The sequence below is a fragment of the Luteitalea pratensis genome (assembly GCF_001618865.1).
Lineage (GTDB): Bacteria > Acidobacteriota > Vicinamibacteria > Vicinamibacterales > Vicinamibacteraceae > Luteitalea > Luteitalea pratensis.
In genome coordinates this window covers 963,130-983,025 of record NZ_CP015136.1, presented here as the reverse complement: position 1 = coordinate 983,025, position 19,896 = coordinate 963,130, and the positions used below count along the sequence as shown (strand labels likewise).

The following is a 19,896-nucleotide window of genomic DNA, read 5'->3' as shown; positions in this document are numbered from 1 at the left end:
ACTCCCATCGGGGTCGCTCCCCTCGGCTCGTCCCGCGGTTTGCGGGCCGCCTCCGCGGCCAGCGGCAGTGCGCCGCCGGCCATGGAGTGAGCCTGGCGATCGATTGCCAAGGAGATACGAGGACTCACGCGTCCTGCGTCTGAATCAGAACACCCTGCGGCCCGTGGTCGCGGCGACGATGACCGCCGGCGACATCACCAGGCCGCGCGTCTCGGCACCCTTGTCGAACACCACCAGTCGGGACTGGATGGGGAAGGGCAGCCCTTCGGTCCACAGCTCCAGCGTTCCCGTGCAGTCAGGATTGACCGTGTACGTGCCCGATCCATGCCGATCCACGCCAGTGCCGCTGAGCCCATGCGAATGGTCCACCTGCGTGAAGGTGCCCTGTCCATCGAACGTGCCCAGCGCGAGGGCGACGAACTGCTCCGGTTTCCCGTCTGCGCCCGGCCGCTGCCCAACGACCTGCGTGCCGTACGTCCCCTTCAACATGCCGGCGTCGCACACGCGCCCGCGGTCACCGTTTGGATCGTCCGGTACGCCTTGTGCCAACGTCGACGCCGTCAAGGCCGCAAGTCCTACCGTCAGCAGCGCCACACCCAACAGAGTTCCTGGCTTCATCGTGTCTACCTCCGCCTGATGACGCGCAGGGCGCGAGAAAACTGCGTCAGGAGTGCCGCGCCTCCACCGGTTTGACTTGGCCTGCCTCCCGACGACATAGTCCTGCCGAGATGACCACGTGACGGGTCCCAACCCCGGCGCCGGGACCCTCCTGCTGCAGGCCTGGGGACGCGGCGACATTCAGGCGAGGGACGACCTGTTCGCGCTCGTGCATCGGGATCTCAGGGCCCGGGCGGCGGCCTGCCTGCGGCGCGAACGGCGTGACCACACGCTGCAGCCGACCGCCCTGATTCACGAAACCTACCTGCGGCTGGTCGATCAGCAGCGGGTCGATTGGCAGAGCCGCGCTCACTTCCTGGCGATCGCCGCCCGCATGATGCGTCGCGTGCTGGTCGATCACGCCCGCCGGCGGCTGGCGATCAAGCGTCCGGACCATGGCCTTCGTGTCGCCCTGGACGACGAAGTCGGGCGCGTGGCGCCGGTGCCCTGCGATGTGCTGGCGCTCCACGCCGCGCTCGAGGAGCTCGAGCGGCTCGACGAGCGGCAGGCGCACATCGTGGAGCTACGATATTTTGCAGGAATGTCAGAGGACGAGATCGCCACTGCGCTCGCAGTGTCGCGGTCGTCGATCACGCGCGAATGGCAGATGGCACGCGCTTGGCTGTACCGCCGGCTGACGACGGGGGGAGACGTCCGGTGAGCGACACTCCCGACTGGTCGCGTGTAAAGGCTGTGTTCCACGCCGCACTGGAGCAGACGCCCGCCGTGCGAGGAACGTTCGTGGCCGACGCGTGCGGCAACGACGCCGCGTTGCGCAGGGAAGTCGAGTCACTGCTCGGCGCTCACGACGCCGCCGGCGACTTTGTTGCAGCAGATGCCATGGCGGGACTGACCACGGCCTCGCTCCACGAGCTCAGTGCCTCGGACGCTGACCTCGCGCCGGGTTCCCGCCTGGGCGCCTACGACCTCGTCGAGCTCATCGGCCGCGGCAGCATGGGGCAGGTCTACAAAGCCGTAGACTCACGATTGAGCCGGACCGTCGCGCTCAAGGTGCTCGCGCCGGATCTGGCCCCTGACCCGTCGTCTCGGTCGCGGTTTCAGCGCGAAGCGCGGACGATCGCGTCACTCAGCCATCCCCACATCTGTACGCTGTTCGACGTCGAGCACGGCGGCCGCATCGACTATCTGGTGATGGAGTACCTGGAAGGAGGGACGCTCGCCGATCGGCTGCGCCGCGGCCCGATGCCACTCGAGGCCACACGCCGATACGCCACCGAGATCATCCAGGCGCTCGACGCCGCGCACAGCCAGGGCGTGGTGCACCGCGATCTCAAGCCCGCGAACGTGATGCTGACGGGCAGCGGCGCGAAGGTCCTCGACTTCGGCCTGGCCAAGCTGGTCAAGCCGCGCGCGAGCGCAGCGTCATCTTCGGCGCGCCCGGCTGACGACACCCGTCAGGGCGCAGTGGTGGGGACGGGCGGCTACATGAGCCCCGAGCAGGCCCGCGGAGAGCCAGTGGACACCAGAGCGGATATCTGGGCGTTTGGCTGCCTCTTGTTCGAGATGTTGACGGGACGCGCCGTCTTCACACGCGGCAGTTTCGCTGAGACGGTGGCCGCGGTCCTGGAGCGCGAGCCGGACTGGGGGCTCCTGCCGGTCACCACGCCGCGCTCGATGGTTCGGGTGATGCGGCACTGCCTCCAGAAGGATCCGGCGAAGCGGCTGCGTGATATCGGTGATGCGATCGTCGATCTGGCAGAGCCCGAACTTCAAACCGACACTCACGACCTGACATCGTCTCGTTCGCGGGTGTTGAGGTCCGTCCCGTGGGTGATCGCTGCCACTGCGTTGGCGGTCGCGGTGTTCACCACGACCCGCAATAGTCGTGCGCCCGCCTCCACCGTGACGCCCGTGCGGCTGTCGATCATCGCGCCCGAGGGCATGACGCTGGCGCCGTTCGACGTGTCCGGCGCGCCGCAATTCGCGTTGTCGCCGGACGCGCGCCAGATGGTGCTGGTGGTCGCCGACGCGGCGCGGGTGTCGCGTCTCTGGATCAGGCCGCTCGACTCGACCAGTGGCCGCACGCTCGCCGGAACCGATCACGCCACTGGGCCGTTCTGGTCGCCGGACGGATCGGCGATCGGGTTCTTCGCCGATCGCAAACTGAAAAGGGTGTCGCTTCAAAGCGGCTTGGTACAGGAGCTCGCCGATGCCGCCCAGGACGTCCCTGGCGGCGACTGGAGCCCGCACGGAACGATGCTGTTCAGCGGGCCCGGGCGGACGCTGCTTCGCATCTCCGAGAACGGTGGGCCAGCCAGCGCGGCGACCGCAGTTGACGACTCGGCGGGCGAGCTTGCACAGCGCTGGCCGCAATTCCTCCCTGACGGCCGCCATTTTCTGTTCTACATGCGATGCCGCGACCGGGCGCGCAACGGCGCCTATGTCGGTTCGCTCGACGCGCCGGGGCATCGGTTCGTAGTCGCCTCGGCCGCGCGGCCGATTTACGCAGCCGGCCGGCTGCTATTCGAACGCGACGGGAATCTGACCGCCCAACCCTTCGATCCGACCTCCGCCACGCTCTCCGGGCAGCCCATCGCGCTGCCCGACCGCGTTGTCGCGCTCCGGGGACCGGCGTGGCTGCCGGTGTCGGCCGCCGCCGATACGATCGCCTATTGGACGGGCGACGGCCGACCGACCTTCGATCTCGATCTGGTCGATCGTGCTGGCCGTGTGCTCCAACACGTCCTGCCGTCAGGTCAGTACACCGCATTGGATCTCTCCCCCGATGGAGCACGCGCCCTGGTCACTGAGCGGACTTCGCCACAGCAGGATGCCTTGTCGATGATCGATCTGCGGAGTGGCGACCGGTCCCGCGTGACGCTCGCTCCGGGCGCCGCCCATTTCGGCGTGTGGGCGCCGGACGGCCGTCAGGTGGTCTTCAGCTCGATTGAAGATGGCGCGGCGCGTCTCTATCGCACGACCGTGGCCGGCAATGGCGGCGACATCGCGATTGTCCCGTCGATGTCCCAGACGAACATGTTCCCGACCAGCTGGTCGCCCGATAGCGAGTGGGTGCTCTACACGGCTCCGGGCGGCATGGCCTGGGACGTGTTCGCCGTGCGTCTGGCGGACTCGCGCTGGCGTCCCGTGGTCGTGGCGCCTCAGAATCAGATACAGGCGCGGCTCTCGTCCAACGGCCGCTGGGTCGCGTACGCCTCGGACGAATCGGGCCGGTACGAGGTCTACGTGCAATCGTTTCAGGACGGGACCGGTAAGGTGCTGGTGTCATCGCGCGGCGGCTCCCAGCCCACGTGGCGGCAGGATGGCCGTGAGCTCTTCTATGTCGCTGCGGACGGCACGATGATGGCCGTCGCGGTGAATAGCGGCTCGCGGTTCGAGCACGGCGCACAGACTCCGCTCTTCGCCACCCGCTCGCCGGAAGTGCTGGCGCCATTCGTAGCGAGTTACGCCGTGAGCGCCAGCGGCAGCCGTTTCTTGCTGCGAGCCGCTTCGGTCGGCGTTCCGCCTTCGACGGTGACCGTCGTCGTTGACGGGCGGGCGCGAACCGGCCATTGATGGCCGTTGAGACGGGCCCGTCAGAGCGAGACCCGCTCGCCGAGTCGCACTGCCCGGGGGCAGCGCCGGGCGCGTGCGGACGTCCACGATTGGCGCCAGGGGTTCCACTGGAACCCGGTGGCTATGTCGAGAACCCGCGTCGCTCAAAGTCGAATGATTTCGCTGATCTCCGAGGCGAAGATTGTCGCGAAAATCAGAATCGTTGCACCCGGAAGGCCGGCCTTCAATGCTAAGTTATTGATCCTAAACGAGATAATTTGGCGGAGAGGGTGGGATTCGTTCCCGACGAACCCGCGTCCCTCAACGGTTTAGGCCGGATCGGAACCGCCAGAAACCGTCACCCGAACCTTACGGGCACCTTGAGCGACAGGCGCATCGGATGCCGACGCAGCTCTGCTCGCCTACATCCGTGATTTCGCTGTGTTGAATAAGTTCGAGCAGATCGAGCGTTGGCGCACGTGACCTCGCACCGGTCCCACCCTCAGAAGGCGAGTTCTGGCCAGGGTCCTTGGGGCACCGTGGCGCAACGCGGTCAGGTGCTTGAGCCCCCAGCGCCTCTTCCAGTTCCTCTCTTCAAGTGCGGCTGTCGTGCGGTTAATTATGAATCAATGATGTCGATGTCTCGCGGCGACGCAGGTACGCGTCCCAACCATCCTCCAGCGCAGCAAGGACGCAGCGTTTCGGCGAGGGTCCGAGAGGCGCTCGGACCGTGTACGACATGACGCTGTAGACGCCGACGGCCGCCAGCAGATGCCCAAGACCGTACCGGCAGCAGCCCAACAGCTGCTGCAGCCAACGAGCGGCGCCGATGTTGTGCCAACATCGAACTCGGTTCCGGACCGAGTTGCTGATTCGCCGCTCGCGGAGCTGAGCGCCACGACGTCAGACCGACTGAAGCGGCGGAGGGCTGTGATGACAAGGAGCACGCTCGCCACAGTTGCGCTCTTGGTCGCCGTCTCCTTGCAAGGGGCATCGCAGTCCAACGCCTGCGCATCGATTGCAACGACCGCGCCGATTTCCGAGATCGGCGCATTTTCGAACATGCGCTACACGGTAGAACACGCCTACGGGGAGGCCGTGTTGGTCTGGCGCTCGGGACACTGCATCTTGGGCTTGTTTGAGTCGGCCCAAGGTCTCGCTGGCGATACGCCGATCGGTGAACTGCAGGACGTGACCCACAATCCGAACACCGGAGCTTTGAGATTCTCCGCGAAGTTAACGATAGGCATCGTTGCCGGGCCCACTTCGACGACTCCGGAGCCGTCGCGCGATCTGCTCAAGTTCGATGGCACCCTGGGGCCAGCGCGAGTGATCGGCGGGTTGATTCACGCTACCCAACTCGATCCAACGCCGCCCGCTCGGACCATCATGCTGACGACCTCGGCAAAGGACGCTGACTTGATGCACGTATCCGCCACGTACGGCGCCTGGCGCGAGAAATGGCAACCCATCGTAAAACGTCGAGGGCCCAAATGGTGAGCGGTCGAACATCCGCGTGCAGCCGTCGGCGGTCGATGCGATCCGGAGCCGCCGCGGCCGAAGCGGCACGTTAGACAGACAACGGTTCAAGACTCCGATGCAATGAACAAGCAAGCTCGGGTGACGCGATGTCAGCGTCGACATCTATGGTGCCTCGCTGTGATTGCCACGTTCGGCGTGACATCGTGCGGAGGAGCAGTGCCGACGTCGCCGAGTGGTGCGGTGACGACTGGCGGCTCAGACGTCCAGGCGATCGAGGTGTCCTGTCCAGTCTCGCTGCTGATTGGGCAGAAGGGCCCGTGTGTTGCTGTCGCCCGTCTGCGCTCAGGCCAGACGCCTGTCGTGTCGTTCGATGCGACGTGGTCGTCGACCCGTCCTGAAGTAGTCGCAGTAGATGCGCTCGGCGTTGCCAACGGGCGGTCGGCGGGACAGGCGACCGTATCAGCGTCGTATCGTGGTCGCGAAGCGGCAGCGACGCTGGTCGTGACAGCCGAGGATGCGTTGCGCATCGACGCTGGTCAGGCACAGCAGGGCGACTTCAGGCCAGGAAGCACCGTGACGATGTGGTTGCAGGGCTACTACTCGGTGGTGTCTGCCGAGACTGGCCGCCTGAGCCTGGAAATCAGTGACCAAGCTGGCACCATAATCACCACATCGCCGTTGACTGTCGCGAAAGGCGGCGACTTCTTTTTGCTGTCCAGCACATTCTTGGTGCCTCAGGAAAGTATGGAGGTGTGCAGGACAGCGGTGCTTGAGGTTGGCTCAGTGACAATTGCCGAACCGAAGTCGAAGTCGTTTGCGCTATGGTGCATTCCCATCCGGCGGTAACGGCGCTGGCTAAGAGAGCCTGTTGAAAAGCCGGGTAAGGGATCGACACCGCGGATCGCAGGCACGACGATCATGGTTAGAGCAGGTGACGAAACGTGTTGAAGGGAATCGACCTCGGGAATGCCCCATGGTGTACGCCCCCCAGGTCGAGTGTCGTCGCTGAGGCGAGTTGCCTTGCTTGACTGCGAAGCGAGGCCTGTAAGGTTTCGCCCTCAGATTGCGTTCATCCAAGTAGGCGAGACCGTCGGGACGGTGGAGGTGTGGATTGGCGGAGAGGGTGGGATTCGTTCCCGACGAACCCGCGTCCCTCAAGGGTTTAGGCCGGATCAGAACCGCCAGAAACCGCTAGATCCTATAGAAATCTGAGTATCAGGTACAAAACAGGGACAGCGCAACCCGCCCATCCTTCCCTCTCGAACGCTCCCACGCAGCCGAACCTTACACCTAAGAGGACGTCACGGTTGCGTTGTTGTCCCATCGGTTTACCGTCCGTAGATCGTCGCTGAATCGACGCAAGCGACCGCTTATAGCCGCACGTGTCAGTCACCACGTCATGGCCGCCGTACAACGTGCCGGAAAACCACGAAAGTGAGCAGAAACTTCCTATACGAGGATCGCCTCACCGGCAGCAGCGCCGAGGAATCGATGCTCGAGCGTCTCTAAGACGCGCCGGAGACTGTCGCGCTCTCCCTGAGACAGCCTCGGGTCAGTGGCGAAGTTGCGAAACCGCTCAAAAGCCTCGGCAATACCTCCAACAGCGGCGTCGACGAACTCGACCTGGCCACCAACAACAAGGTAGTCATCGGTCGTACAGACAACGACCCAATCGGGCGCGCCGGCAAACAACGCCACGTTGAAGTGCGCACACGCCTTGTCGAAGGCATTCAGCCCATGTCTGTCCGGCCTCACCTTGAACGCCCTGGGCACTCCAGTGAGTTCCTCTAGAGTCACTGCCCATATCTCAGGCGTGCAAAACCTTCCTATCGCAGCCGTCAACAATGTCTTCTGTGGATCGCTCAAGTGATAAGAACTCTCCAATGGGACTGCGATCCAGCCTGCCTGTTTGAATAGCGTTAGCGAGCCGGTTTCGGCGCGACTCACACAAGTCTTCAGTCTCGAGACGAGTTCGTCACTCGCCTTCTGTTCTGTTACTGCAATGATCCCAGTCTCGACCATGCTGCTCCTACGGTACATATCGAATTTTAATCGGGTTGCCCGTGGGGGAGTTGATTTGAATCGTCGGCGATCCCTGGGTGCTTCCGGGTCTCACGCTGACGGTTGTTCCATTGGGTAGCTCCGTGCTCCGGATACCACCGCCGTAGTCTGTGACCGGATTATTACCAGCGATTTGGTCGAAATCCGCCGTCGCCTGGTCCAGCCCGCCTGGTTTCGAGTACTTGTCAGCGCCCATCCCCGGCTTGCTGGTTCGTCCTGGAGTGGCGTCCTTCAGTACCTCATCGATAGCGCCCTGGTCGCCCTTCCCCTCGCCCTCGCCTTCACCGTCGCCATCGCCGCTGTCCCCGCCGCCAGAGCCGCCCCCGGACGCCATGGCGAGGATCGCGCCGAGCGCCCCCAGCGCGCCGATGCCGCTGATGGCGACCATCTGCAGCAGGTCCTGCAGGCCGATTCGGGCGATGGCCGCCACCAGGATCCCGCCGCCGCCGGGGCCTCCCAGCAACGCGGCGAACAACGCCAACAGTGACAGAGCCGTGAGACCGAACCCCAGAATGCTGGTCATCCGACTGATTGCGTCGAGAATGTGCAAGTTGGACATGAGGGACGTGTTGGCTCCCGCCCCGGCCAACACGCGGGACAGTGACAGCGCGCCGATGCCCAATGCACCGGCTCCAACCCCGGTCCGGAATGACTCGCGCACCGCGGCATCTGTGTAGGCGTCGCGAAACGCGCCGGGTATTGCGCGCACGGTGCAGACCAGACACCACGCCACCATGGTCACGGTGGCGATCGCGAACACCGTCAGGATGCCGAACACGGCCGACGTGGCGAACAGGCGCTGGATGCCCGAGGTGGACGGGAACCCGCCCACGATGAGGAACAGCACGGACGGCAGGAGCAAGACGAGTGATACCGCTACGTGCCAGTACAGGCGAAGCAAGGTCTCGAGCGGCGGCAGCGACGCCGCCTGTGCGAACCGCACGGACAGTGCTCGCCAGACCGCCGGATTGCTCGCCCGCTCGATCTGCTCCCGCACTGAGCGTACCTGCGGGTGCAGTTGATCCGCGACGGCGTCATCGCGGAGCCGGGCGTACATCAACGACCGGCGCACGAGAGCGAATCGCCACGCGATGAAGGGCGTCCACGGCAGGCCGACGGTCGCGAACCGTCCGAGCACGACACTGCTCGACTCCCCGGCACGCTCTGCCGGGAGCAGCACGTCCGGCGACGCCGCTTTGGCGGCCCGGATCTCCCGCCAGTCCCGCCGGCCGCTGACCGCGAGCAGCACCACAGGGAACAGCCACAGCAGCGGCTCGACCGCCCGTACCGGTGCGGACGACATCCAGAGTCCGCTCCGGCCGCCGACGATCACGTCGTGGTTGTAGGCCATGTGGTCCAAGGCGGCATACAGCCACGGCAGCAAGCCGAGCCAGCGTTGCCTCCCGTGTCCGCGTACCAGCAGGCCGACGCCGAACCCGGCCACCGCGCTCCACGCCAGGTGCAGGTTCGTGGTCTGTGAGCCGGTGTGCAGGAAAGTGACAGCGTCGCCGGCCGGTGCGGGCAGCCACGCCGCGGCGATCTCGAACGGACCGGGAATGTGCGCGCCGACGCCGAACAGGCCGACCCTGATCGTCCATCCGTGGAACAGGTCGCCGACGGCCCGGCTGGCCGCGTGGCTCCATCGCATGGTCGCCTCGACGAGCGCGAAGCCGGATCCGGTGCCGGCGCCCAACAACAGATAGTCGGTCAGACCCCACTGGGCACGGATCCGCCGGAACAGCACGAGTATGAGCAGCGGCAGCACCTTCACGACTTCTTCGATGACGGGATCGACCGTGTAGCTGGCCGTACGCACGACCACGCCAACCGGCGTGTGGGTGAGGGCGGCGACGCTTCGGGTGTACAGGACCTCGAGAACGACCGCGACCGTGCCGCAGCCGTACAGCCCCAGGGTGACGGCCAGCAACAGGTTGGCCATCCGCACGGATCGGGTCGCTGAACCCAACACGGCGAGTTGAAATACGCCGTAGCACGCCGCGATCGCCATGAACAGGAACATAGGTGTCGACCTGCACTCAAAGCGTTGACAATGGGTCGAGACCCTCGGTACTGGTATTTGAATCGTGGGAGCATGCGGCCGTCGTGATGCCGCGACAATCTCCTGATCGAGTAGGTACGTGACGCCCGCGCCTAGCGGACGAGACGCTCGCGCAGCGCCTTGGCCACCGCTTCGGACTTGGAGTGGACGTGCAGCTTTGCGTAGATGCTCTTCATGTGGAAGGCGACGGTGTTCACGCTGCTGCCGAGCGCGGCGCCAGCACTCTTGTAGCTGTGTCCGTCGGTGAGCAAGCCAAGAAGCCGCAATTCATGTGGCGTGAGGCGATGAACGCCCGGCGGGGCAGGATGGAAGTCGCGGAAGAGTGCGAGTACGTGGCCAGCCACTTCCGGTGACATCGGCGCCCCACCAGCCACCACCTCCTGCAGGCTCTCGAACAAGCGAGGCGGCGGCGTTTTCTTCAGGAGGTATCCCGATGCGCCAGCGCACAATGCCGCGAAAATCCGGTCGTCGTCTTCGTAGATGGTCAGGGCGACCAGCTTGATCGTCGCGTCACGAGCATGAATGATGCGGATGCCTTCGATGCCCGACATGCCAGGGAGCGCCAGGTCCATGAGCACGACGTCGGCGCTGCCGGGCGGCAGCGCCGGTAACGCCTCCTCCACGGACCCGAAACATCCCGTGCAGCGGAATCCAGGCGCATTGTCGATGAAGTACCGCAGGCCCTCGCGGATCTCCCGCTGATCTTCGATGGTGACCACACGGACGATATCGTTCACAACTGTCCTGGCGTCGCGCTGCGAGTGTACCCCTTCGTCGCAGCGGGTCAGCCACCTATTCAGGTAGGCATGCGGCCGCAGGATGACAGGTTCGAGTCGCCTCCCTCAGTGCACCACTGGGACAGTGAAGATCACGCGGGTTCCGCGCCCTGGCGAGGAGGTCACCTGCAGCAACCCGCCAAGGCTCGTGGCTCGGCGCTCGAGGCTGCGCAATCCCTGACCTTCTGCGGCGGCCGCCGCGTTGAATCCGCGGCCGTCGTCGGTGACCACGACGCGCACCTGTCGCACCGCCACCGTGACCTCGACATGGACAACGGTGGCGCCGCCATGGCGAACGGTGTTGTTCAGGATCTCCTTGAACATCAGGAACACGTGGCGGCGTACGTCGGCGGCTAGACGTGGGCTGGCGTCGCCGAATGACGTGAACTCCAGCTGAATGCCGGCACTCCCCAGAAGCTCGTAGGCGACCCGTCGCATGCGCTGAAGCAGGTGCGCCGGGGTGTCCCGAGCAGGATCGATGGCCCAGACGATGTCGCTCATGGAATCGACGGACTCCCGCGACAGCGTACCGATGCGCAAGAGCGCGTCGGCGATCAGGTCGCCGGGATGGATCAGGCGGGTGCGGACGATCTCGCTCAGAATCGAGATCTGCGTCAGGCTGGATCCGACGTCGTCGTGCAGGTCACTGGCGATTCGGGTGCGCAGTCGCTCCATCTCGAGCAGGCGCGTGATGCGAGACCTGTGGATGGCGTACGCGGACGCCATTGCAATGAGTGCCAGCGTCGCGAGGAACCATCCCCGCTGCCAGATGGGGGCCAGGATCGTGAAGGTCACCGACGCCGGCCGCGTGCTGGCATCTCCAGCCTCGCCGATCGCACGCACGAGAAAGCGATAGGAGCCGGGCGCCAGTTCGGCAAACGTGACGCTGCGTTCCGGGCTAGGCGCGGTCCAGCCCGTGCCCCTGCCTTCGAGCCGGTACTGATAGGTGAGCTGCGCTCCTGGGGCGGAAGAAAGACCAAAGTAGTCGATCTGAACGTGATTCTGCTCCGGCGCAAATGTGCGCATGACGACCTGCGACTGGCCGAGGAGCCCCAGCGGCTGCGCCACGCCGCGAATGCGCAGGTCGCCGATCCAGGCGGTCGGCGGTTCGCGGGCCACAGGCGGTCGGACGGTCAGCCGTGAGATCCCCTCGAAGGTACCGAACCACAACGTGCCGTCGCTCGCGCGGAATGCCGTGATCACCTCGCTTCCCGCAAGACCGTCAGCGACGGAATAGCGTGTGATGTGGCCACTCTCGGTGTGAAGCCGATCGACGCCCCGCGCCGTGCCCGCGTACAGATCGCCAGCACGATCGTCGGTCAGGCACCAGATGGTGCCGCTGCTCAACCCGTCCGCAACCGTGTACGCCGTGAAGGATGGACGGCCGGCCGCCGGATCGTCTGAGCGGTACAGACCGTGCCCTCGCGTCGCCACCCACAGCCGGCCGCGCTGGTCTCGGTGTAGTGCGGTCACCGCTATCGTGCTGTTCACGACACCGAGCGCGACGTCATTGAAGCGGCCGTTGTGAAAGCGCGCCAGGCCACGGCTCGATCCCAGCCACACGGTCCGCGCGCCGTCCTCGGCGAACACCTGGTCTCGCACCGCCCCCAGCCGAGCGTGCGTCTCCGGGTACTGATAGAAGTGCCCGGTCGACCGCTCCCAGCGTACCGCGCGCCCATCGGCCCCAAGGTGCGCTGTCATCCACAGGTCACCACGTGAGTCCTCGAACACTGGCGCGACACGTGCCGCAGGTAGTCCGTTGGCGGCCGAATACCTCCCCGTCGGCTTGGCGCTCGCGAATTGCGCCACGCTGGCGCGGGCGGGAAACCGCAGCAATCCGTTCGGCGTGCCGACCCACACGTCGCCGGTGTGGTCCTCGAACACGTCGTAGAGGCCTCCCGCGTTGACCTGGCCAGGAATGCTGAACTCGCCAGACCAGAATCGCTTGCCGTCGAACTCGTTGAGCACCGGCCAGCCACCGCTGGCACGCAGTCGACCGGTCCGACTCTGCGAGATCGACGTCACGTATCCGTGCCGGAGCCCGTCGGCTTCGCTGAAGCTCACGAACCCGTTTCGCATGAGCCTGGCGACGCCGCCGGCGTCGGTGCCGACCCAGAGCTGGCCCGCGCGGTCCTCGGCAACGGCGGTGACGGTGTCATCGCTGAGACCATGTCGTGTGGAGTAAGTACGGATGTCGCCGTCGAACTCGATGAGGCCGCGTGTCGTGCCGATCCACACGTGGCCGTCATACCCCTCCCACAGGCTCCGTACGGTGGCGGGCGAGCGAACAAGGGCGTCGAATTGGCAGGCTTCTCCCGGCAGGCTGGGAAGACTGGACGCCGATGATGCGGCGCGACAACGCGGCAGCAGCGACATGGGAGGCAATGGGCTGGACGAGGCTCCAAGTGGAGCCGGTACCGCGAGAATGAGGCCATGGAGACTGCTGGCCCACATCCGGCCCGATCGATCGATGAGCAAGCGCCGCACCTCATCGGTCGGCGCAACTATCGGGTCGCGAACGATCCGACCGTCGGGCAGCCGCCGGAAGAGTCCTGCAAGGGTGCCGATCCACAAGGTGCCGTCCGGCCCCTCGGCGAGCGCCCGCACTTGCCCGAAACTCACCGTCGGGCCATCGGGCTCAACGCGGCGGACGCGCGGATCGGCCAGAGGACGTTCGAGGACGAACAAGCCGCCTGCCGTGCCGACCCACATCCGGCCGCCACGATCCACTTGCAAAGCGGACACATGATTGTCGGTGGCCGAACCGAGCGACACCGCAGTAAACGGAACCGCCCGGGGGGCGTGGCCACCGGCGGTGCCCATGTGACGTCCACCAGGTGCGACGGCGCTGGAACCAGAGGAATCGGGGCCCAACCGCGCCAGCCCGCCCACGGTTCCGACCCAGTACACGCCAGCACCGGCCTCCACGATCGCGCTCACTTCCGGATGAGGGAGCCCGTGCGCCGACCCGTAGTTGATGAACCGGCGGCCATCGAACCGACTCAATCCATCGGCAGTGCACAACCACAGGAAGCCCACCGAATCAGCCAGCACACAGCGGATGCGATCGTGGGCGAGTCCCTGGGAGACGTTGTAGACGAGGAAGGGAACGCGCTCGGCCCGCAGGGCCACCGCGGCGGACGCGGCGATCGCGATGGCGACTCCGACAATTCGTGCACGTGTGCCACGCTGCAACTCGAGCTCCGCGGTTGTATATCACGCCCGTCGGCGCGCCGAGTCACGCTCGGCGTGTTGGTGAACGTGCGGTCTGAGGGCTGCGCGAGGCTGGCTCGGCTGCTTTCCGCCCTCGAGCAACCAAAGAACCGGCAGCCCTCGGGCGCAGCCGCGGCCGCACCTTCCTACCAGATCAGGTGATTGCCGCCGCCGCGTTCCGGTCCCATGCTTCGCCTGCGTGTTGCCAAGACCCTTCCTGATTCCACCAGGGGTACCTCATGCGTGGCACAACAGGACTTCTACTAGCCGCGGTCATCTGCGTCGCCCGGAGCGCGCCGGCGCAGCAGACGGACATCAAGGGCAGCCGGGACCATCCGTTGGTGCCACGTTACGCCGGATCTTCCATCATCGGCTACGACACGCGCGAGTTCGACGAGCTGCCCCTGGCGTTGGGCCGAGCTGTTGCGGACGAGTCGGCGGCAGGGTTCGCCTACAAGCTCTCCAAGAGCCAGCGAGTCGAGGGCAAGTTGACGCGGCTGCTCTACGTCGTACCTGCGGGACGGTCGCCCCTCGAGGTCTTCAGGAATTACGAGGCGGCACTGAAGACTGCCGGCTTTCAGCCGTTGTTCTCCTGTACCGCCGGAGAATGCTCTTTCGACGGGAACGCGGGACGGTTCAGCGGTCAGATCTACAACAAGGCAAGGCACTTCGAGAATGGCACGCAATCAAGCGCCTTGGCATTCCAGGGTGCCAAGGACGTGCGCTATCTGGCAGCGAGACTCTCGGCTTCGGGCAAGGACACGTACGCATCGTTGATGGTGGGACTCGAGACCTTCGATCACTTCAAGGACACCTTCAACCATTCGCTCGCCCTTCTCGAGATCGTCGAGACGAAGCCGATGGCGACAAACATGGTGAAGGTCGATGCTGGCACGATGGCCAAGGACATCGCCAGCACCGGCCACGCCGCCCTCTACGGGATCTACTTCGACACCGGCAAGGACGTGATCAAGCCGGAATCGGAACCGGCGCTGGCGGAGATCGGCAAGCTCCTGACCCAGGACCACACGCTCACGCTCTATGTCGTCGGTCACACCGACAACGTGGGTGGGTTCGACAGCAACATGGACCTGTCGAGCCGTCGAGCCAACGCCGTCGTCGCGCATCTTCGGACCCATTACGGCGTCGGCGCGGCGCGACTGCGATCCGTCGGCGTCGGGTTCGTCGCTCCCGTCGCATCGAATGACCACGACGAGGGACGCGCCAAGAACCGTCGCGTCGAGCTGGTCAAGCAGTAGCGTCGTGACACTTGCGTCCTGGCACATCGGAGGACTGTTACCGACAGCTTGCGACCATCGCGACGTTGGCGATCATCTCCGCGTACATCTGGGGGGTGTAGCTCAGCCGCTGCGCTCGGCAGTTCCCAACTTCGAAGTCGACTCCAGCGCCGCACGTCAACCGGTTAGGTGTGAGAAGAGCGCGATGAGGCCCCGTAGCCGCATGCCGACCAGCAAAGCTTTCATGGGGCAAACGACATGCGGCCGTGTGAAGCCGCTGTGGTAGTGGCCAATAGGTGGATGCGCGTCGCGGCCCAGAGCGAGTTCCGATGAGTTAACAAAGAAAGAACCTCATGATGACCACCCTAAACAAAGGCGTCATACCCGTACTTTTGCTGACCACGGCCGCGGCACTCGCGGCGGCACCAGCGACCGCGCAAGATCCGCGGTCCACAACGGTCGCATCGGCGGCGCGCGCGATCACGACATCTACCCTCGTCCAGGTATCGCCTGGCCAGGCCCTCGCATTCGGAAGTGTGGCCCTGCCCGCGTGTGCCAAGGGAACGAGCTTCTTGGTCACCGATCTACTGGCGAGTCCGTTCGGTGGAGACGTCAGCAGCCTGCAAAGTTGGCGCGTCTCCGTCCAGGCATTCCAAAAGACGGGTAACGGCTCATTCAGTGCTCAGCTGACAGTCTTCGGCAAGGGCTCGCAGCATGCGTCCGCTTCGATCCCCGGCGGGCAGCCAATCTTGGACGACGACCAGATCGTGCTCCAATTCCTCGGCGGTGACGCCGAAGACGCTTCGATATTCAACGTGCATGTCACCGGCTACTGCGGGACGCCCTTCATAAGCCCTTGAGTGGCCCACGGCCGCCTATTCTTGTTCGTAGCGGTATGCCGACAGTCTGGGAAATATTCCCTAGCAGCCCGTGGTGAAAGTATCTCCTGAGTCGTTCCGAGGGATCGACACGATCGATCGCGCTCGATAGACTGGCTGCGCATGGCCATGGGCACCCGCCAGGATGAACAACCGCTGCTGTGGATCGCGACGTCGGACCTGCCAACGGCACCTGGGCATCCGTTCTACGCGCGGTTGAATACAGTGCTCGACGCGGCCGGCTTCGACGCGTTCGTCGAGGCGGAATGCCGTCGGTTCTACGCGGCGGTGATGGGACGCCCTGGGCTGGCGCCGGGTCGGTACTTCCGGCTGCTCCTGCTCGGGTACTTCGAGGGCCTCGGCTCCGAGCGCGGCATTGCCTGGCGTGCCGCCGATTCGCTGGCCATCCGTCGCTTCCTGCATCTGGGGCTCGAGGACGGCACGCCGGATCATTCGACGATCTCCCGCACGCGGCGGCTGATCGACATCGAGACCCATCGAGCCGTCTTCACGTGGGTGCAGACGCAGTTGGTGGCGCACGGGCTGCTGCGCGGCCAGACCGTGGCGGTCGATGCGACGACACTCGAGGCCAATGCCGCCATGCGCAGCATCGTGCGGCGCGACACGGGCGAGACCTACCAGGCCTACCTGACGCAACTCGCCGAGGCCTCCGGCATCACGACGCCCACGCGGGAGGCCCTGGCGCGCTTCGACCGGCGTCGCAAGAAGAAGAGCTCCAACCAGGAGTGGACGCACCCGGTCGATCCCGACGCGAAGATCACCAAGATGAAGAACGGGCGGACGCACCTCGCGCACAAGGCCGAGCACGCCGTCGATGTCGACAGCGGGGCGGTCGTCTCCGTGCGCGTGGACGGCGCCGACGTCGGCGACACCACCACGGTGATCGAGACCGTCGTCGACGCGACGGAGCAATTGGAACGGGCCGGCGCGCCGCACCGGCTGGAGGAGCTGATCGCCGACAAGGGCTACCACAGCAATCGGACCCTCATCGACCTGCACGCGCTCGACGTCCGTCCGTACATCGCCGAACCGGACCGCGGGCGCCGGCAATGGCGGGACCTTCCCGAAGCGAAAGCGCTCGTCTACGCGAATCGCCGACGCCTGCATGGCGCGCGTGGCGGACGACTCCGCCGGCAGCGCGCCGAGTACGTCGAACGCTCGTTCGCGCACCTCTACGAGACCGGCGCGATGCGCCGCACGCATCTGCGCGGGCATCAGAACATCCTCAAGCGGCTCCTGGTGCATGCGGGCGCCTTCAATCTTGGCCTGATCCTGCGACAACTGACCGGCTGGGGCACGCCGCGAGGCCTCCGGAGCCGCCTCGGTGCGCTCACGCGCCTCATCACGCGCTATCTCGGCCTGCTCGCCCCGCGCTGGGCCGACCTGCCGGGCACCACACCCTTGTCGGTGCCCGTGTCGACCTACACCACCGACGACCTCGGCGGTGCGCTACCGGCGTGAGTCAGTGACTTGCGCCACGGGCTGCTAGACCTTGCGGCCACAGGCCCCGCGCATGGTTTGAGAGTGAGTACCGAACGATGAACTCTTGCCGTCAGCGCCAGTCCCGCGCTCACTGGTCAGCATGCTTTACAGTCTGGCGATTCCGGTAAGGTTCGTTTCGCGACTTTCCAGCGGAATTGCCAACATTCATCAGCGCTCCTTCGATTCCGAAAGATCTTCCTGGCTGCGTTCCTGTTGTCGATCGGGGTGGTAACCCCCACGTTCCCGTTCGGTGGCATGGCGGACGGACAGGCCAGAATGCCGATATACCTCTGCGGGCGTTGACGCCGTTGGAGGCAGCCGCCCTGCTTTCCGGTGGCTCAGATGGCTGTCCACTCGGTAGACGACGAAGAAATTCGCGCGCGTAGCGCAGCCTCGCATTGAGGCGTCATCTCAGACGCCAGAACCGCATGATTCCTATTGGGGGGTCATCGGCGAATAGTGGTTAGCCACCAGCTGCCACCTCCCGTCCGCCATGGTCCAGACGCGCGTGAAACGATTTTCGCGGGGAACGGCCTTGCCCCTATCCTGTCCGACCATCGTCGAGCGACCGGTTTCCACCGCGGTATTTCCATAGACGCGCACGCGAACCTCGGCGGTGGTAATCGATTGGTACGTCAGGGTATGCGCTGTGAAGTCAGCGATGACCTCTGTCTTGTTGCGCACGACGCCGGTCGGACCGATGCCGAGAAAGTCATCGGCATAGATTCGGCGAAGCGCGATGGTGTCGGCAGTGATCTGCGCGCGAATCCGCTCCTGATCCTGCTGCTGAACGGCCTGTTCGGTGCTCGTTGCATCTCGTGTCCGCACGCTCTGCTGCTGCGCGATACCGGTCAAGACAGTCGATAGCAGGAGCGCCGCGATGATCGACGTTCGTATCACTAGACCCTCCATGGGAGCCTAATCGTAATCGGGTTCGCCGGCTTCAGAGATCGTGCAGAGATGCGCGACCAGCAAGAACGGCACTCAAATCGACACGACGACGCCAGTCTTGTCAGTTGGTTCCAACTGGCGGAATTTAGGCTCACTTCTCTCCTCAGCAAAACCGCCCATCACATTCACGCTGGCGTCCGGTGAGGCCCTGTCTGAGACCTCTAAACGCGTCAGGGTCGCATCGAGCTTTGCCGCCGCGCCTGCTTGGAGCGCCGTGGCCGTTGGACTCGCGGAGGCGGCCCGCCAGTCTCGCCGGTCTGTCTGGGCGACGGCCGCCGGCTGGCCGAGAGGCTGTCCACGCTCCAGCAGGAGACGCTACACGCGAGTCTGTACTGCCAAAAGGTCACCGTTCTCGCACAGGCCCTGGGAGCAACCGGGGACCCGCACGGAAGCCTCTGAGGCGCTTCGTGCTCTCATCGACGCTATCGTCCTGACGCCGAGCCAGGGCCACTCCAAATCGAACTGAAAGGGAATCTGGCGGCGATGCTGGGGGCGGCTACAAATGCGAAGAGGTCGCCAGAAACGGGCGACCTCTCGCTGCAAGCTGTGATGGTTGGGGGGCACGTAACCATTGTGGGCGACAGCGATTACATCGTCGCCGCATGAATTGCGCACCCGCCCTGCGCCGGGCGGCTGCGATCGCCTGCCCGAGCAGACCACACTTCCTTCCGCGGTCGTCGAGGCAGCGTAGCCTGCGGGGGATCCTGACAAACCGACCGAAGCCGTGCATCATGCGCTTGGATCGTGTTGCAGGGGTTGCTGAGGCCTCGGCTGGCTCGTAAGCCTCCCCAACGGACGCAGGTCGCAGCTGCAGCCTGCTGATCGGTGGGGAGTGAGGGCGCAGATGTTCGAGGCGATTTCGAGCGGCCACTACCCACGGGCTTCGGCCGGCTGATCGTCCGCAGCCAGCCGGTCGACGCGCCAAAGGGATCCTGACCGGACGAACAGGATCAGCGATAAAGCCGACGGCTGAGGGTGTCGAGCGACCTTCACTTTGCTTCAGGAAAAGTACAGTCATGGCGGTCCCCAAAAGTCTCGGACGCTGACCTGCGAACCTACCTCGACGCCGGGCACTCCCAGGCTGCCGCCGCTCGACACTTCGGTGTCAGAGAACCCGCCATCCATCAGCGGCTCAAACGGATGCGTCACCTCACCTCGCGGGTCGTCGCCCTGGAACGCGCCAATGAGATCGTCGAAGAAAAGCTCTCGGCCACCGCCCGCCTGGAACGTGTCCAACGGGTGATCGACGAGGAACTCGGGTGGGCCGTCCAACAGGCGCGCCGCGAAGGAGGCGATCGCGGCGCTTTGGCAGACGTGATCCTGAAGCTCGCCAGGGAGGTTCGCCAGCAGCTCGGGCTCCAGCTCTCGATCTCGAAGACGCTGGTCGACCTGCGCGTCGTCAACGAGTTCCATCAAACGGTCGTCGAAGTGATCCGCGAGGAATCGCCGGACACCGCGTGGTTTAGGCCGGATCAGAACCGCCAGAGCACTTCACCCTCGGGCCGTCGGCATTCAGGAAGCTACGAGGTCCTTCGCGACTCGTCTACCGACTGCCTGTAAGG

Annotated in this window: 14 protein-coding genes; 8 read left to right on the top strand and 6 right to left on the bottom strand. The window is 65.1% G+C overall.

Annotated features, from left to right (window positions below; all coding sequences use genetic code 11):
* Window positions 1–144: 144 nt before the first annotated feature.
* Complete coding sequence (locus LuPra_RS04245) at window positions 145–618, bottom strand: hypothetical protein (protein WP_157898721.1); 474 nt, start codon at window positions 616–618, stop codon at window positions 145–147.
* A gap of 118 nt (window positions 619–736) precedes the next feature.
* Here LuPra_RS04245 and LuPra_RS04240 point away from each other — a divergent pair, with 118 nt between their 5' ends.
* From LuPra_RS04240 to LuPra_RS04225, 4 genes are all read left to right on the top strand, one after another.
* Window positions 737–1,318, top strand: coding sequence for an ECF-type sigma factor (locus LuPra_RS04240; protein ID WP_110169597.1), 582 nt, complete (start codon window positions 737–739; stop codon window positions 1,316–1,318).
* Window positions 1,315–4,194, top strand: coding sequence for a protein kinase domain-containing protein (locus LuPra_RS04235; protein ID WP_162271292.1), 2,880 nt, complete (start codon window positions 1,315–1,317; stop codon window positions 4,192–4,194). Before LuPra_RS04240 ends, LuPra_RS04235 begins: the two co-directional genes overlap by 4 nt.
* A gap of 750 nt (window positions 4,195–4,944) precedes the next feature.
* A complete protein-coding gene (locus LuPra_RS04230) occupies window positions 4,945–5,673 on the top strand; it encodes a hypothetical protein (RefSeq protein WP_157898720.1) in 729 nt (242 codons plus the stop codon).
* Window positions 5,674–5,895: 222 nt separating this feature from the next.
* A complete protein-coding gene (locus LuPra_RS04225) occupies window positions 5,896–6,501 on the top strand; it encodes a type III PLP-dependent enzyme domain-containing protein (RefSeq protein WP_234800716.1) in 606 nt (201 codons plus the stop codon).
* Window positions 6,502–7,104: 603 nt separating this feature from the next.
* On the opposite strand, the gene LuPra_RS31570 is transcribed toward LuPra_RS04225, so the two are convergent.
* The 4 genes from LuPra_RS31570 to LuPra_RS04205 form a co-directional block, all read right to left on the bottom strand.
* Entirely contained in the window at window positions 7,105–7,677 is a 573-nt protein-coding gene (locus tag LuPra_RS31570) for a hypothetical protein (protein WP_157898718.1), read from the bottom strand.
* A 7-nt stretch (window positions 7,678–7,684) separates the two neighbouring features.
* Entirely contained in the window at window positions 7,685–9,724 is a 2,040-nt protein-coding gene (locus tag LuPra_RS04215) for a PrsW family glutamic-type intramembrane protease (protein WP_157898717.1), read from the bottom strand.
* Between the two features lie 143 nt (window positions 9,725–9,867).
* A complete protein-coding gene (locus LuPra_RS04210) occupies window positions 9,868–10,512 on the bottom strand; it encodes a response regulator (RefSeq protein WP_110169591.1) in 645 nt (214 codons plus the stop codon).
* 105 nt (window positions 10,513–10,617) lie between these two features.
* Complete coding sequence (locus tag LuPra_RS04205) at window positions 10,618–13,746, bottom strand: sensor histidine kinase (RefSeq protein ID WP_110169590.1); 3,129 nt, start codon at window positions 13,744–13,746, stop codon at window positions 10,618–10,620.
* Between the two features lie 257 nt (window positions 13,747–14,003).
* On the opposite strand from LuPra_RS04205, the gene LuPra_RS04200 reads away from it, so the two are divergent.
* From LuPra_RS04200 to LuPra_RS04190, 3 genes are all read left to right on the top strand, one after another.
* The gene (locus LuPra_RS04200) at window positions 14,004–15,023 is read left to right on the top strand and encodes an OmpA family protein (protein ID WP_110169589.1); all 1,020 of its coding nucleotides are present in this window, start codon (window positions 14,004–14,006) and stop codon (window positions 15,021–15,023) included.
* Window positions 15,024–15,355: 332 nt separating this feature from the next.
* Window positions 15,356–15,862 carry a hypothetical protein gene (locus LuPra_RS04195; protein ID WP_110169588.1) on the top strand — a complete coding sequence of 169 codons (507 nt, stop codon included), beginning with the start codon at window positions 15,356–15,358 and terminating at the stop codon, window positions 15,860–15,862.
* A gap of 141 nt (window positions 15,863–16,003) precedes the next feature.
* A complete protein-coding gene (locus tag LuPra_RS04190; RefSeq protein ID WP_234800715.1) occupies window positions 16,004–17,362 on the top strand; it encodes a transposase in 1,359 nt (452 codons plus the stop codon).
* Window positions 17,363–17,818: 456 nt separating this feature from the next.
* Here the strand turns inward: LuPra_RS04190 and LuPra_RS04185 are convergent, their stop codons facing one another.
* Window positions 17,819–18,295 carry a nuclear transport factor 2 family protein gene (locus tag LuPra_RS04185; RefSeq protein WP_110169587.1) on the bottom strand — a complete coding sequence of 159 codons (477 nt, stop codon included), beginning with the start codon at window positions 18,293–18,295 and terminating at the stop codon, window positions 17,819–17,821.
* Window positions 18,296–19,474: 1,179 nt separating this feature from the next.
* On the opposite strand from LuPra_RS04185, the gene LuPra_RS04180 reads away from it, so the two are divergent.
* Window positions 19,475–19,894: a hypothetical protein gene (locus LuPra_RS04180; RefSeq protein ID WP_110169586.1), complete on the top strand. Its 420-nt coding sequence runs from the start codon at window positions 19,475–19,477 to the stop codon at window positions 19,892–19,894.
* The last annotated feature ends 2 nt before the right edge of the window (window positions 19,895–19,896 follow it).